12 protein-coding genes, 1 tRNA gene and 2 pseudogenes are annotated in these 14,055 nt (G+C 54.7%); 9 read left to right on the top strand and 6 right to left on the bottom strand.

Annotated features, from left to right (window positions below; genetic code table 11):
* A complete protein-coding gene (locus tag QRN24_RS15150; protein WP_032679307.1) occupies positions 1-1,197 on the bottom strand; it encodes an MFS transporter in 1,197 nt (398 codons plus the stop codon).
* Between the two features lie 198 nt (positions 1,198-1,395).
* Between QRN24_RS15150 and QRN24_RS15145 the strand changes: the two genes are divergently transcribed.
* The 5 genes and pseudogenes from QRN24_RS15145 to QRN24_RS15130 form a co-directional block, all read left to right on the top strand.
* The gene (locus QRN24_RS15145) at positions 1,396-2,283 is read left to right on the top strand and encodes a LysR family transcriptional regulator (RefSeq protein ID WP_284942861.1); all 888 of its coding nucleotides are present in this window, start codon (positions 1,396-1,398) and stop codon (positions 2,281-2,283) included.
* Between the two features lie 94 nt (positions 2,284-2,377).
* The gene (locus tag QRN24_RS15140) at positions 2,378-3,157 is read left to right on the top strand and encodes an MBL fold metallo-hydrolase (protein WP_284942860.1); all 780 of its coding nucleotides are present in this window, start codon (positions 2,378-2,380) and stop codon (positions 3,155-3,157) included.
* 26 nt (positions 3,158-3,183) lie between these two features.
* Positions 3,184-4,137, top strand: coding sequence for a GlxA family transcriptional regulator (locus tag QRN24_RS15135; RefSeq protein ID WP_014168024.1), 954 nt, complete (start codon positions 3,184-3,186; stop codon positions 4,135-4,137).
* Positions 4,138-4,142: 5 nt separating this feature from the next.
* Positions 4,143-4,499: pseudogene (locus QRN24_RS22850) on the top strand (hypothetical protein); the annotation flags it as partial.
* Positions 4,498-5,373: pseudogene (locus tag QRN24_RS15130) on the top strand (VENN motif pre-toxin domain-containing protein); the annotation flags it as partial. The pseudogenes QRN24_RS22850 and QRN24_RS15130, both read left to right, overlap by 2 nt.
* A gap of 544 nt (positions 5,374-5,917) precedes the next feature.
* On the opposite strand, the gene QRN24_RS15125 reads toward QRN24_RS15130, so the two are convergent.
* The 4 genes from QRN24_RS15125 to QRN24_RS15110 form a co-directional block, all read right to left on the bottom strand.
* Positions 5,918-7,006 (bottom strand): AAA family ATPase, encoded by a 1,089-nt coding sequence (locus QRN24_RS15125; protein WP_020882706.1) that lies wholly within the window; start codon positions 7,004-7,006, stop codon positions 5,918-5,920.
* 148 nt (positions 7,007-7,154) lie between these two features.
* Positions 7,155-8,114, bottom strand: coding sequence for a YbgA family protein (locus QRN24_RS15120; RefSeq protein WP_284942859.1), 960 nt, complete (start codon positions 8,112-8,114; stop codon positions 7,155-7,157).
* A gap of 102 nt (positions 8,115-8,216) precedes the next feature.
* The gene (uraH, locus tag QRN24_RS15115; RefSeq protein WP_014168029.1) at positions 8,217-8,627 is read right to left on the bottom strand and encodes a hydroxyisourate hydrolase; all 411 of its coding nucleotides are present in this window, start codon (positions 8,625-8,627) and stop codon (positions 8,217-8,219) included.
* Between the two features lie 99 nt (positions 8,628-8,726).
* A complete protein-coding gene (locus QRN24_RS15110; RefSeq protein ID WP_014168030.1) occupies positions 8,727-9,452 on the bottom strand; it encodes a MerR family transcriptional regulator in 726 nt (241 codons plus the stop codon).
* Between the two features lie 117 nt (positions 9,453-9,569).
* Between QRN24_RS15110 and QRN24_RS15105 the strand changes: the two genes are divergently transcribed.
* The 3 genes from QRN24_RS15105 to QRN24_RS15095 all read left to right on the top strand — a co-directional run bounded on the left by QRN24_RS15105 (position 9,570) and on the right by QRN24_RS15095 (position 11,949).
* The gene (locus tag QRN24_RS15105; protein ID WP_106503602.1) at positions 9,570-10,094 is read left to right on the top strand and encodes a lipocalin family protein; all 525 of its coding nucleotides are present in this window, start codon (positions 9,570-9,572) and stop codon (positions 10,092-10,094) included.
* Between the two features lie 77 nt (positions 10,095-10,171).
* Positions 10,172-11,218, top strand: coding sequence for a class I SAM-dependent methyltransferase (locus QRN24_RS15100; RefSeq protein WP_221709609.1), 1,047 nt, complete (start codon positions 10,172-10,174; stop codon positions 11,216-11,218).
* A gap of 293 nt (positions 11,219-11,511) precedes the next feature.
* Positions 11,512-11,949 (top strand): GNAT family N-acetyltransferase, encoded by a 438-nt coding sequence (locus QRN24_RS15095; RefSeq protein ID WP_032669531.1) that lies wholly within the window; start codon positions 11,512-11,514, stop codon positions 11,947-11,949.
* 322 nt (positions 11,950-12,271) lie between these two features.
* On the opposite strand, the gene QRN24_RS15090 is transcribed toward QRN24_RS15095, so the two are convergent.
* Positions 12,272-12,366: transfer RNA gene (locus tag QRN24_RS15090), tRNA-Sec, on the bottom strand.
* Positions 12,367-12,652: 286 nt separating this feature from the next.
* Here QRN24_RS15090 and QRN24_RS15085 point away from each other — a divergent pair.
* Positions 12,653-14,044 (top strand): glycoside-pentoside-hexuronide family transporter, encoded by a 1,392-nt coding sequence (locus QRN24_RS15085; protein ID WP_284942858.1) that lies wholly within the window; start codon positions 12,653-12,655, stop codon positions 14,042-14,044.
* Positions 14,045-14,055 lie beyond the last annotated feature (11 nt).

Raw genomic sequence — 14,055 nt, 5'->3', positions numbered from 1 at the left:
TTAACTCCTGTGAAGTGTGTCGTTGTGTGAGGTGTAAAACGTGAACATGGCAGCGGCGATAAGCAGTACACCGCTGAGTGCAAAGGTGCTTTGCCAGCCGCTGTGGTCAAAGGCCAGGCCACCGAGCGTGGAGCCGAGCGCAATGGAGAGCTGCACCATTGCCACCATCAGTCCGCCACCCGCTTCGGCATTTTCAGGAAGCGTTCTGGCAACCCAGGTCCACCAGCCGACGGGGGCGGCCGTCGCGACCAGTCCCCAGAGGCCGAGCAGGGCGGTGACGGCGGCAAGGTGATGGCCGAAGGCCATCAGTGCCGCGGCAATCAGCGCCATCACCACGGGAATGGCGACCAGCGTGGTGTAAAATCCGCGGCGCAGAAACGTGCCGATCAACAGGGTGCCGATAAAACCCGCCACGCCAATCACCAGCAGGATTAACGATAACTGCGTCGCGCTGGCGAAAGTCACGGTTTCAAGGAACGGACGCACGTAGGTAAACAGCGCGAACTGCCCCATGAAAAAGACGCCGCACGCGACCATTCCTTTTGCCACCAGAGGGTTTTTCAGCAGGCCGAAGGCGCTGGTGGACGACGCGGTGCGCTTTTCCACGGACATGGAAGGCAGGCTGAACCACTGCCAGATAAACGCGAGCAGGCTCACGGGCACCAGGCAGTAAAAGGCACCGCGCCAGCCGATTGTCGCCCCCAGCCAGCTGCCGAGCGGAGCCGCAACGACGGTCGCCAGGGCGTTGCCACCGTTAAAAATGGCGAGCGCACGTTGAACCTGATGCGGTGGCACAAGGCGAATTGCGGTCGCCGCGGAGAGCGACCAGAAGCCGCCAATGGCCACGCCAAGCAGTGCGCGTCCCAGCATATAAAGGGGATAGCTCTCAGCCACGGCGATAATCAGACCGGAGACGGCCATCAACGCCGTCAGGCCCAGCAGCAGCGATTTGCGGTTAATGCCTCCCGCAAGAGAAGAGAGAAACAGGCTGGTCAATACGGCCAGCGCGCCGGATATCGCGATCCCGAGGCCCGCCAGGCCTTCACTGACGGCGAGATCCCGCGAAACGGGCGTCAGCAGACTTACCGGCATAAATTCTGAGGCGACCAGCGTAAAAGCGCAGAGGGTCATTGCCAGCACGCCGCTCCAGCAGGCACGGGACTGGCGCGCTGATGTTTCGTTCACCATAGCGGACATCATGTTTACCTTGTTATTCGTTCGGCCAGATTCGGACAAGCCGGGGCCGGGCGCTATTCACGGGAATAACGCATGCAGATGAAGGGTTGGAATGTGGTTGACGTCAGGTCACAGTGAAAATTTTACACGGCGGGTGTATTCTGACTAGCTAATCAATGCTTAATGAGCTTATAAGTGTGGCTTATAAATGAGGGCGTGATGAAGCGTAACCTGAACGATCTTTTTGCTTTTGTCACCGTGGCGCGTGAGGGCAGTTTTACCCGTGCCGCGGCACAGTTGGGCGTGACCCAGCCCGCGTTAAGCCAGGCCATAACCGGGCTGGAGAACCGGATGCAGATCCGCCTGCTGACCCGCACCACCCGCAGCGTTTCCCCCACCGCAGCCGGCGAACGCTTGCTTAACGCCATTGGCAACCGTTTCGATGAAATCGAAGCGGAGCTGGACATGTTGACGGAGCTTCGCGACAAGCCTGCCGGCACGGTGAGGATCACCTGTGGACCCGATGTGTTATCGCGCACTCTTTTGCCTAAGTTGACGCCACTTTTGCGGCAATACCCCGACATTCACATTGAGTTCGACGCCAATCACGGTTTTCGCGATATCGTTGCCGACCGCTTCGATGCGGGCGTTCGAATGGGAGATACCATCGATAAAGACATGATCGCGTTGCCGATAGGCCCGCAGTTGCGTATGGCCGCGGTCGCCTCGCCGGATTACTTCGCCCGTCATCCTGTTCCGCAAACGCCGCATGAGCTGACGCAGCACCAGTGTATTAACCAGAGGATGATTAAATCCGGCGGGATTTACGTCTGGGATTTTGATCAGGACGGTGGCGATCTGAACGTGCGCGTGAATGGCCAGCTGACCTTTAATACTTCCTGGCATATTGTCGAAGCTGCCCTGGCGGGATTCGGGATTGCTTTCCTGCCCGAAGACGAGTTTGGCGATCATATTGCTGAAGGCCGGTTAATCCGCGTGCTGGACCCTTGGTGTCTGCCCTTCCCGGGGTATTATCTCTACTACCCGAGCCGAAAGCAGCCGTCGCCGGCCTTTTCTCTGGTGGTAGATGCGCTGCGAATGCGATAACGTTGACCCGATTTCATCGATCATCGCCCTGTGGCCCACATTGTTACGCGCGGCATCGGGCTATTCTCCTCTTCACACTATGAGGAGAATACCCATGAACATCACTCAGATTCGTAATGCCACTCAGCTGATTACCTACGCCGGGAAACGCTTTTTAATCGACCCAATGCTGGCCCCGAAGGGCGCTTATCCGGGCTTCCCCGGCACGGCGCACGCGGAGATCCGCAACCCGATGGTTGAGCTACCCGTTGACGTCAACACGTTGCTGGAGGCGGATGCGGTGATCGTCACCCATACCCATGACGATCACTGGGATCGCGCCGCAGTCGAACTGATCGGCAAAGATAAACCTGTCTTTGTGCAGAACGACAGCGACGCCGCGCTGTTGCGCAGCCAGGGATTTACCCACCTGACGGTGATGACCGAGGAGACGGCGTTTGGCGATATCCGGATCGCTAAAACCCGCGGCGGCCAGCACGGTACCGATCGTGCTTACGCCGTGCCGGAGCTGGCGGAACGGCTGGGCGAAGCCTGTGGTGTGGTTTTACGTCATCCTGATGAGAAGACGCTCTACATTGTCGGGGATACCATCTGGCGTGATGAAGTGGCAGCCGATCTGCATAAGCATCAGCCGGATGTGGTGGTGCTTAACGCGGGCTATGCTCACGTCATCGGGTTTGGGCCGATTATCATGGGCCAGGAAGATGTGCTCAACATCCACTTCCTGCTGCCGCAGGCGAAAATTGTGGCGACCCATATGGAGGCCATCAACCACTGTCTGTTGACCCGCCATGCGCTGCGTGAGTACGTTGACGCGAACCTGATTGGGGATGCGGTGAGCATTCCCGAGGATGGTGAAACCGTTATATTCTGAGCATCACCAGGGGAAAGGAGAGATACATGGCGCTAATCAACGTCGCGATTGTTGCGGTAGACGGGTTCAGCCCGTTCCACTACTCCGTTCCCTGCATTTTGTTTGGTGATACGGTATCCGGCGAAAAGCGCTTTAGTGTGTTGATCTGCGCCGAAAAACCGGGATTACTGACATCCACAGACGGGTTTGCGCTTAATGCGACTCACGATTTCTCCGCCATCGGCCAGGCAGATATCGTCGTGGTGCCTTACTGGCAGCATGTCCAGCAACGCCCGCCCCAGACGCTTCTCGACAGCCTGGTCCAGGCCAGAGACAACGGGGCGGAGATCGTCGGGCTTTGTCTGGGGTCGTTTGTGCTGGGTTATGCGGGCATTCTCGACGGTAAACGCGCGGCCACGCACTGGGAGTTTGAACATCAGTTTCAGACGCTTTTCCCGGACGTAAAGCTGGATATCAATGCGCTATACGTCGATGACGGCAATATCATCACCTCTGCGGGTACCGCTGCCGCGCTTGACTGCTGCCTGTACATCATCCGCCAGCGCTTTGGCAGCGTGGTCGCCAACCAGATTGCCCGCCGTATGATCGTGCCGCCACACCGCGAGGGGGGGCAGGCACAGTTTATTGCCCAGCCGGTACCAAAAGATACCCGTGACGGACGAATCAACTCCCTGATTGACTATCTCCAGCAGCACATTGCCGAACCGCATAATCTGGACTCGCTGGCAGAGGTGGTATCGATGAGCCGCCGCACGCTTACCCGCCATTTTGTAAAAGCCACCGGGATGAGCGTGGCCGACTGGCTGACCACCGAGCGCCTGCGGCGCAGCCAGATACTGTTAGAAGCCGGGAATATGCCCATTGAAAGCGTGGCAGAGCTGGTAGGGTTTAACTCTGCGGTGACCTGGCGCCAGCAATTTAAGGCGCGTTTTGGCGTGAGTCCGGCAGAATGGCGTAAGACTTTTCGGCTTCGTCATTAATTTATTACGGCTTCCTCGGCGATGCGGCGTTCGATACCCGCTATGTTTCCAACGTAGTGCTCGACCAGACTGATAACCGCTACCTGAACGGTATCGGCTCCGATCTGGATCGGATGCGCTATCTGATGGATAACGCCGCGGCGGCGCAGCAGTCGCTGGGCCTGCAGTTTGGCGTCTCGCTGACGGCGGATCAGATTGCTGCGCTCGACCACAGCTTACTGTGGTGGGAGAAGGCCACCGTCAACGGCGAAACGGTGATGGTGCCGAAGCTTTACCTGTCGGCGAAGGACGTTACCGTCAATAACGGCAGCGTGATTGCGGGCAACAACGTCACCCTGAAGGGGGGAAGCATCACCAACAGCAGGCGCTGTGGGGGCGGCATCCGGCGAACTGATTGCGACAGCGATTGCCAGACAGCTCTATCCGGACACAGACCCGTCGACGCTGACGGAAGAGCAAAAGCAGACCGTGAGTACGCTGGCATCTGTTTCAGCGGGCATAGCTGGCGGGCTTGCCGGGGGAAATACGGCTGGTGCGGCGGCCGGGGCCAGTGCAGGGAAGAATAGTGTTGGGAATAATTTATTCGGCGGTAGTGAAGAGGCTCAGGCAGCGTGGATACGCCAGCACGGCGTCGATATGGCGACCTGTTCCGATAATCCGAGTGGGGCCGCATGTCAGAAAGCAATGAATGAACGTGATGCCGTAGGGGTGGCGCTTGCAACAGGCAGTGTAGCTCTCTTACCCGGTAGCGCTCAGGTCTTATGGGGATTAGGCGCAGGTGCTAATGCTGGTATCAACTATCTAGCTGATGGAACTATAGACCCAACAACAGCTATTATTGGTGGCTGGGTTAATGTGATCAGTGCCGGAAATGGTATTGGAGGAACAGTTGGCTGGAATGCGGCCGGAGGTGCATTAGGAAACTGGCTTGAAGGTAAAGATCCAATATCTGGTGCGTTAGTAAATGGTGCAGGTTCCGTTGTGGGTTATGGCACTGGCAATGGCCTTAAATGGGGAGTTAACGCTGGTGCTAACTGGTGGAAAGGTGGTTGGGATCCCAAGTTTAACACTGACCTAAGACAGTTTACTGAAGTAAAAGGGGATTATGGTCTTTCAAAAGAAATGAAACCAAGCAATGTGCCAAGCTCAATTGGTGACATTGGTGGTAGTATTTCTTCAGAAGTTGGAGGTAAGTATACAGAGTATAAAATGAAGCAAGTAGGAGATGGTAGATGAAAATACTAAAATATACTCTTCCTCTGGTTTTTTTTATAGTATTTAGTATGGTTTCAATTTTTCTGACAGGGATCGTTTTATATGCATGCGGAGAGGTTTTTTTCTTAGTTTATAAAGGAATACCAATATCTTTTTCACCGAGTATTATTTTGTTTTTAGGTAAAATAAGTATATACATTGGTAGTTTTGCTGGAGTAATGTTATTGATCGCTAACGTGCTAAAAAAATGATAAAAATCGGCAAATTGTAGCAAAAAATAATGGGCTGGATCTGAGGCATAATTACTGTGATACAACATTTCAGTGTCTTGATTACCCATAAAAAATAAAAATACATATGGTATATTGGTATATCTGAGAAAAGAGTAAAACTAAGATCTCGGTTACTGAACCGGGATCTTAGTCATTCACATATCTTTGGCTGGTCAATACTGACGACGCTCAGCCCTTCAGCCCTTCAGCGCATCCCCGCAGTTCACTGGTGGTTGGTCGAAGGCGTTGTCACTTATTAATCACTCAATTTGATGAAGCAAGAAGACAAAAAACTACCCCAGCCTCTCCACCCTCGTCTCCCCCTCCACCATCGACAGCTGATACAGCGAAAACGACCGCTGCTTCTCAATCAACTTCGCCAGTTCCGGCGAGTGGCTGGTGAGCCAGATCTGCGAGTAGCGGCTGGCCTCGGCGATTAAGCTCGCCAGCGCGGGCAGCATCTGCGGGTGCAGGCTATTTTCCGGTTCGTTCAACGCGATAAAGGCCGGTGGGCGCGGGCTTAACAGCGCTACCGCCAGGCACAGGAAGCGCAGCGTGCCGTCGGAAAACTCCGCTGGTTCCAGCGGCCTGCTCAGCCCCTCGCGCTGCATCATCATGCGAAAGCGGCCGCCGGTGTTGTCGCTGTAAAATTCGCAGCCGGGGAAGGCCTGGTCGAGAATGCGCATCAGCAACATTTCATCGCCAATCTCGACAATGGTCTGAAATGCGGCCGCCAGGTTGGCGCCGTCGCTGGCCAGTACCGGGGAGCGGAAACCGACCTGCGGGGCACGCATCGCCGAGCCGGACGAGACGGAAAATTCATGATAAAAGCGCCAGTTACGCAGGGACTCGCGCATCTGCGACACTTCCGGGTAGAGATGCGGTTCGCCGAGCTGCCCGAACACCGATTCGTTTTCATACAGCGTGCCGCTGTGAGTCACTTTTTCGTGGTGCACGTTGTTGAGAAATACCGCCTGATTCCTGCGCTTCATCAGCTGTGATGAAGGGCGACGGCGCTGACCGGTAAGCCAGATGGACTCTTCTTTAATGACCGGATCGAGCTGAAACTGGGAGGGATAGGGCAGTTGCTCGACAAAGCCCACCTGCAGCTCGTACTCGTAAGTGTCCGTTTCCACCGCAAGATTCATCCGCCGGAGCTGGTCGCTACGGGTCTTACCTGCCCAGAACACCTTCAGAATACCGCCTTCATTTGCCAGCGCCTGGGAGAACTGCCCCTGCGCCGCGCTGTGCATCAGGTGTATCGCCTTGTAGATATTCGATTTCCCGGTACCGTTGGGGCCGAAGACGATATTGAGCGCTTCCAGCTCCAGCGACATGTCGCGAATCGAGCGGTAGTTTTGGATGTGCAGGCTTTTGATCACAGGCAGGCTCCTTTTTTGCACTGTAGGCCTGTATATAATTACAGTCTTTAAGGTTAAATGCAAAAAAAGAGACGACAGTGAGGGTGTCGTCTAAACGGGGTACTGCTTTGGGCCTCTGAGGGTCAATGGGGCCTTCGCATTTTTATGATCACTTGACTGCCAGACGCAGACCCAAATCATCAGGATAGGGATCAAAGTAGTTTTGCGTCATCAGATACCGGTCAGGGTATTCGGCCAGGTAGTGCTTCAGCAGCGTGATCGGCGCGAGGATGGGCAACTGCCCGTTACGGTAGTGCAGGATCACGTCGCGAAGTTCGCCGCGCTGGCGGCTGTTGAGCTGGTTACGGAAATAGCCCTGAATATGCATCAACACGTTGGTGTGGTTCTTCCGCGAAGCCGGTTTTTTCAGGATGGTCATCAGCTTTTCGCGGTACGCCACAAAGAAGGCGTCCAGATCTTCCCACTCGTGCAGCGTGGCAACGAACGGGCCGATTTCACGATAACCTGCCTGATGGTGCGCCAGCAGCTGAAGTTTGTAGCGGCTGTGGAAGTCCAATAGCGCACGGCGCGTCAGACCCTGGGCGCGCAGTGTGTTCAGTTCATGAAGCGCGAAAACACGCTCAACAAAGTTTTCCCGCAGCACCGGATCGTGCAGGCGGCCATCTTCTTCCACGGGTAACCACGGCAGGGTTTCAAGGAGGGTGGCAGTGAACAGCCCGACACCCACCTTGCGGCCCCGGTTGCCGTTTTCATCATACAGCCGCACGCGTTCCATGCCGCAGCTGGGGGATTTTGCACAGACGATAAATCCCGCCAGATCGCCGATTTTAGGCAGATAATCTGCCGTAAAGTCAGCCATCTTTTGCGTAACGTCTTCGTGCGGGGCGTGGCTAAAACGCATCTGGGTTTCACCGCTGTCCGTCACGATAAGACGCAGTGCAGGGCGTGGCGTCGGCAAGCCGATGGCCATCTCAGGGCAGACGGGCCTGAAATTCACCCACTGGGCCAGTTCGTCCATGACAAAGCCCATACGCTTATGTCCGCCGTCGAAGCGAACGGCGGAACCGGTCAAACATCCGCTAATACCGATTACAGGTTTCATTGTCATGGTGTGTGTCTCCAGTTCGTATATCTAAAACTTACACAACATGAGTAATTTGTCCAAGTATTGGCGGAGTTATTTTTTATTATCCTTTAAAATCAATGCGGCTTAACTGCCCTTGTAGGTCGAGTAGCCGTACTGGCTCAGCAGAAGCGGGATGTGAAGTTTCTCGTTGGTTCGGGTCACGGTAAATAGCACTGGGATCTCCGGGAAGAAGGTGTCCAGCTTTTTGCCGTGGAAGTAATCAGCGGTTTTAAAGGTCACTTTATACACGCCTGGCTGCATGTCCTGATCCTGCGGATAGAGTGATTTGATACGTCCGTCGTGGTCGGTTTTGCCGCTGGCAATCTGGGTCCATGTGTTCTGCTGCTGCTTCTCCAGCGTGACGGTAACGTCAGATGGCGGCATCCCGGTTTGCTGGTCGAGAATATGTACGCTCAGGGTGCCGGCAGGGGCGCTAAACGCGGCAGGGGTAAAGGCCATGGCGGCCAGCATCAGCAGAGGGGTTGTTTTTTTCATTGTGTTTTCCTGTGGGGTTGTCAGTCACAGGAAAACGTTAGCATTTGCGGGACGGAAAAATATTCAACTTTTCGTGAAGTTTACCGCAGGAGAAAATAATCAGAGGATAATCACTTCAAGGGATACCTGCTGTTGCCACTGCGCCACCTGCTTTTTCCGGGCGGCGGTCAGTTTACCGCTGGTCACCAGAAGCCATTTGCGCTCGGGGAAAATCTCAGGCGCCAGTGACGTGGAGGGGGTTGGCAAAATATCGATACGGTGACCTTGTCCGGTACGCGTCAGGGCCTCGAGCCAGATTTCACACGGGTCATTCAGGTACCAGCCACTAAGCAGGATGTTATCACCCGGCGCTTTTTTGTCGCCTTCAAGGCAGAACGAGGCATAGGCGATGATAATGCCGTCGAGGATCTCGCGCAGGGTCATGGCGGCAGGGATGTTGGCTGACATCTGGCTGCGCAACGGACGCAGCACATTTGCAACCAGCTCTGGCCTGGGGTATTCGCGGCCGGCGTCGTAAATCATCTGGCGCAGGGACTCAATTTTCCCGTCCTGCAGGCGTTGCAGCATGGTCTCAAGCAACGTTTGCCAGTTGTTGGTCCGGCGCGGGACGGGGCGTTCCAGTAGCGGTTTGACCTGGCCGATGGGCACACCTTTTTTCACCCAGTCGAGGATTTTCAGTGCCTGCTGGACGTCCTCATCACTGTACTGGCGATGGCCGCCCTCCGTGCGCTGTGGCTTGAGTAAACCATAGCGACGCTGCCATGCCCGCAGCGTCGTGGCGGTGATCCCGCTGAGTCTGGCGAATTCGCCGATGGAGTAAGCCATGTCCGTGTCCAGAGTGGAGGAATACTCTCAATATACTACGAATTTTCCCTCACGGGATGAAGCGCCGTAACGGTGCACTACACTTTACTTCCAACCGTGCAAATGAAAGGAATTCTCATGAAACTATGGCCTGTTGTGACGGGTGTCGCCATTGCCCTGACTCTGGTGGCCTGCAAATCCCCTACGCCACCGAAAGGCGTAAAGCCCATTTCAAATTTTGAAGCCAGCCGCTATCTCGGCAAGTGGTATGAAGTTGCCCGCCTGGAAAACCGCTTCGAACGCGGGCTGGAGAAGGTGACCGCCACCTACGGCGAGCGCAGCGACGGTGGCATCAGCGTGCTTAACCGGGGTTTCGACCCGGTCAAAAACAAGTGGAATGAGAGTGAAGGCAAAGCGTACTTTACCGGCGAACCGACGACGGCAGCGCTGAAGGTGTCGTTCTTCGGCCCCTTCTACGGCGGCTATAACGTGATCAAGCTGGACGATAAGTACCAGTATGCGCTGGTGAGCGGGCCGAACCGCGACTATCTGTGGATCCTGTCTCGTACGCCGACGATTCCGGATGCCGTGAAACAGGACTACCTGAATACCGCACGCAGTCTGGGCTTCAAGGTTGATCAGCTGGTGTGGGTTAAGCAGTGAAGATCGTGCTTTCTTCGTAGGGTTTTACTGGCTCGCCTGGATAGACTTCCGTTAAAAGCTCAACGGGAGACGACGACATGAACTGGCAGCCTTTTCGCGGCGACGCACCGGAAAATATGACCATTTTCAGTGCGTCATTTCCGGATATTAGCGACCAGTGGCCGATGAAAGACGACACTGCCCGTGAGATCAATTCGATTAACCGGGCGCTGAAAGCCGACCCGGCGCTTCGTCCTCCGTTGATTGAATACGAAGAGGGGGGACAGGCCGTGCTTGTCCCACAGAACCGTTATTCCGGGCAAGCCTACCGCAATCGTCCGGCGCTCACCGCGTGGCGTACCCGGCTGGTTCCCTCCGCGCTGGCGCTTTTTGTGGTGCAAAACCCGCTGGAGGAGCGCCTGCCAGACGGAACCCGAATGGACAGCGACAGCCGCCAGTGGTTTATCCATGCGAACGATGCCATTGGTGTGCGCTCCCGTGCAAAAGTACTGGCTGCGATGGTGGATAAATACATCCGCAACGGGAACGATAACAATTGGGTGAGCCTGGCGAGCGGGGCTGCAATTCCCGTGCTGGAGGCGCTGCGCGAGGCGAAGCTCGACGGCCAGCAGGTGTATCTGACGCTGGTGGATAAAGACCCTGTGGCGCTCAGTTGGGCCGAAACTATGGCGGCGCAGGAAGGCATTATCGTGGGTGAACAGCTGACCCTGCTCAGGCGCAACTTGCTCCATACGTTGGTGCGTAACGAAGATTTACTGCATGAGCTGGGCGAGCATCAGGCCGAACTGGTGGATGCGCTGGGGATTTTCGACTATTTCAACGATGCCGATGCGGTGATTTTTCTCCAGCGTGCGCTGCGGCTGATAAAGCCCGGCGGGGCGGTGATTGTCTCGAATATGCTGGCCAGCAGCCCACAAATCGATTTTATTTTGCGCTGTATCGGCTGGGAGGATATTTACCCGCGGACGCTCCGGCAGCTGCAGGATATTCATATCGCGGCAGGTGTGCCGGTGGAAAACGTCACCGTGGTCGTGCCAAAAGACGGGGTGTATGCAGTGATGGAGATTAAGGTGGGGGATGACAAACCGCACGGTCAGTTCCCTCTCCCTGATGGAGAGGGCTAGGTTAGGGGGGACAGGGCGCTAGAATATTTACCATTCCTCAGTTGTTCGGTTTACCCGAACAACTACCATGAAGGATTAGCTGGTTTCTTTATTCTCAATGTCTGTTGGGGATTCTTGCTTTTCATGCTCTATCTGCTGACCAGTCTCCTGAACCAACTTCCGGGCCATTTCCTTGATACGCTCTCGACTTTCACAGGTTCGAGAGTTTATTACTTCATTTAAGGTCTTCATTTTATTGTCTCTATACTTCTGGATACTTGATTTAATCGCTGCGCTCTATAATGATCCCCCTCATGAAAATCGAAACCGCACACCCCTCACACTTCGAACGCCTCGTCACAGTCTGGGAGTCTTCCGTTCGTGCCACCCATCACTTTTTACAGGAAAGCGATATTGCGACCCTGCGCCCGTTATTGCTCAATGCCTATCTGCCCAATCTCAAGGTTATGATTGCCCGCGATGAAGCGGGTGTTATTCATGGCTTTTTAGGCGTCGATGAAAACCGCATTGAAATGCTGTTTGTGGATGATGCGAGCCGGGGAAAAGGCGTAGGGAAATTGCTGCTGAACTATGCCATTGCGCATTTTGGTGCGAATGAAGTGGATGTAAACGAGCAAAACCCGCAGGGCGTTGCGTTTTATCAGCATATGGGGTTTGTGCAGGTCGGGCGCTCAGAACGCGACGGACAGGGGAATGCGTTTCCGTTGTTGCATATGCGGTTGGGTGAGTGAATGCTAACTTAACGCAGATATCCTACTCGTTAGATATGAAATGCAACGCGTTTTGCCGTTCAGGAATTATACCTCACGATTAAAGTTTGGCTATTATGATATCCGTAATATAACCGAACAAATCAATATCAACGTAATTAATTAGTTGAAACACTTGGGTAAAGTTTAATGCCCGAATATTTGTGGGTAAGAAAACTAAAAAAGATAACTTAAGAATTACTGAAAAGCAGAAGAGTCACATAAAAAATTTTAGTGAATAGATTAAAGTATTATTTGGGTATAATAGTGGAACAAATATGAGAATAATCTATTCAAAGAATTTTGGCGGAAGATCACAGGAGTCGAACCTGCCCGGGAACGCTGGCGTCCCCAACTGGATTTGAAGTCCAGCCACCTCACCGGAGATGACGATCTTCCGCGCCTGCATTGCTACATGGAGGCGGGGCGCATTATAGCTACTTTCAGGCATTTACCACATACCCCGGCACACTTTTTTCACCTCTCTTTTGACCTTAACACCCCTGTTTCAGTTAATTCCTAAGAAAATCCTCAGGTTAGCATTTCGTGCTCGTCAATATTTACCGCGATCACAAAAAACAAGAAACGTAACCAGCTAACCAGAAAACGCAATACCCGCTCCTGAAACAATGGTTTAAAAATCTGTAACCGGTCTCAGCGCCCCCTACAGCGTGAAGGATAAAAAATGAGCGACGTATTGTCAGTAAAAGAGAAGATTGGCTACGGCATGGGTGACGCCGCCAGCCACATCATTTTCGATAACGTTATGTTGTACATGATGTTTTTCTATACCGATATCTTCGGCATTCCTGCCGGGTTTGTCGGCACGATGTTCCTGCTGGCACGTGCGCTGGATGCGATTTCGGACCCGTGCATGGGCCTGATCGCCGACCGTACCCGCAGCCGCTGGGGTAAATTCCGGCCGTGGATACTGTTCGGTGCTATCCCGTTCGGCATTGTCTGCGTGCTGGCCTACACCACGCCGGACCTCAGCCTCAACGGCAAAATGATCTATGCCGCCATTACCTACACGCTGCTGACGCTGCTCTATACCGTGGTTAACATCCCTTATTGCGCGCTGGGCGGTGTGATCACCAACGACCCGACGCAGCGTATCTCCCTTCAGTCCTGGCGCTTTGTGCTGGCGACCGCGGGCGGCATGCTCTCGACGGTACTGATGATGCCGCTGGTTAACCTGATTGGTGGCGATGACAAAGCGTTCGGTTTCCAGGGCGGGATCGCCGTGCTGTCGGTGGTCGCGTTCCTGATGCTGGCGTTCTGCTTCTTCACCACCAAAGAGCGCATCCAGGTGCCGCCCAGCACCACCTCCATGCGCGAAGACCTGCGAGATATCTGGCACAACGACCAGTGGCGTATTGTTGGTGTGCTGACCATTCTCAATATCCTCGCCGTCTGCGTGCGTGGCGGCGCGATGATGTACTACTGCACCTGGATCATGGGCTCGCCGGAAATCTTTGTCGCGTTCCTCACCACCTACTGCGTCGGCAACCTGATTGGCTCTGCGCTGGCGAAACCGCTCACCGACTGGAAATGCAAGGTCAGCATCTTCTGGTGGACTAACGCCGCCCTGGCGGTGGTCAGCGTGGCGATGTTCTTCGTTCCCATGCATGCCACGGTGGTGATGTTCACCTTCATCTTTGTGATTGGGGTGTTGCATCAGCTGGTGACGCCGATCCAGTGGGTCATGATGTCCGATACCGTCGACTACGGCGAATGGACCAACGGCAAGCGTCTTACCGGCATCAGCTTCGCGGGCACGCTGTTTGTGCTGAAACTCGGCCTGGCGCTGGGCGGGGCGATGATCGGCTGGCTGCTGGCAGGGGGGGGTTATGACGCTGCAGCTAAAACCCAGAACAGCGCGACCATCAGCATCATTATCGGCCTGTTCACCCTGGCCCCGGCGGTCTGCTACGTGCTGAGCGCCATCATCGCCAAACGCTACTACACCCTGAAAACGCCCTTCCTGACCAAAATCATGAGCGAGCTGGCACACGGCGCGCGCCGCAATCAGCAGGAGTTTGACAACCTGCCGGTGAGTAAAGAATTACAGAACTAAGAGGACGAGAG

The sequence above is a fragment of the Enterobacter sp. MEB024 genome (genome assembly GCF_030209635.1).
GTDB classification, from domain to species: domain Bacteria; phylum Pseudomonadota; class Gammaproteobacteria; order Enterobacterales; family Enterobacteriaceae; genus Enterobacter; species Enterobacter ludwigii.
Note: the sequence above shows the minus strand (reverse complement) of the source record. Positions and strands in the feature narration are given on the sequence as shown.

Bases quoted from the DNA above. Each gene is read 5' to 3' on its own strand.
- uraH (WP_014168029.1), bottom strand. From the start codon at position 8,627: ATGAAAAAAACAACCCCTCTGCTGATGCTGGCCGCCATGGCCTTTACC.
- QRN24_RS15100 (WP_221709609.1), top strand. From the start codon at position 10,172: ATGAACTGGCAGCCTTTTCGCGGCGACGCACCGGAAAATATGACCATT.
- QRN24_RS15120 (WP_284942859.1), bottom strand. From the start codon at position 8,114: ATGACAATGAAACCTGTAATCGGTATTAGCGGATGTTTGACCGGTTCC.
- QRN24_RS15135 (WP_014168024.1), top strand. From the start codon at position 3,184: ATGGCGCTAATCAACGTCGCGATTGTTGCGGTAGACGGGTTCAGCCCG.
- QRN24_RS15095 (WP_032669531.1), top strand. From the start codon at position 11,512: ATGAAAATCGAAACCGCACACCCCTCACACTTCGAACGCCTCGTCACA.
- QRN24_RS15145 (WP_284942861.1), top strand. From the start codon at position 1,396: ATGAAGCGTAACCTGAACGATCTTTTTGCTTTTGTCACCGTGGCGCGT.
- QRN24_RS15110 (WP_014168030.1), bottom strand. From the start codon at position 9,452: ATGGCTTACTCCATCGGCGAATTCGCCAGACTCAGCGGGATCACCGCC.
- QRN24_RS15105 (WP_106503602.1), top strand. From the start codon at position 9,570: ATGAAACTATGGCCTGTTGTGACGGGTGTCGCCATTGCCCTGACTCTG.
- QRN24_RS15150 (WP_032679307.1), bottom strand. From the start codon at position 1,197: ATGTCCGCTATGGTGAACGAAACATCAGCGCGCCAGTCCCGTGCCTGC.
- QRN24_RS15140 (WP_284942860.1), top strand. From the start codon at position 2,378: ATGAACATCACTCAGATTCGTAATGCCACTCAGCTGATTACCTACGCC.
- QRN24_RS15085 (WP_284942858.1), top strand. From the start codon at position 12,653: ATGAGCGACGTATTGTCAGTAAAAGAGAAGATTGGCTACGGCATGGGT.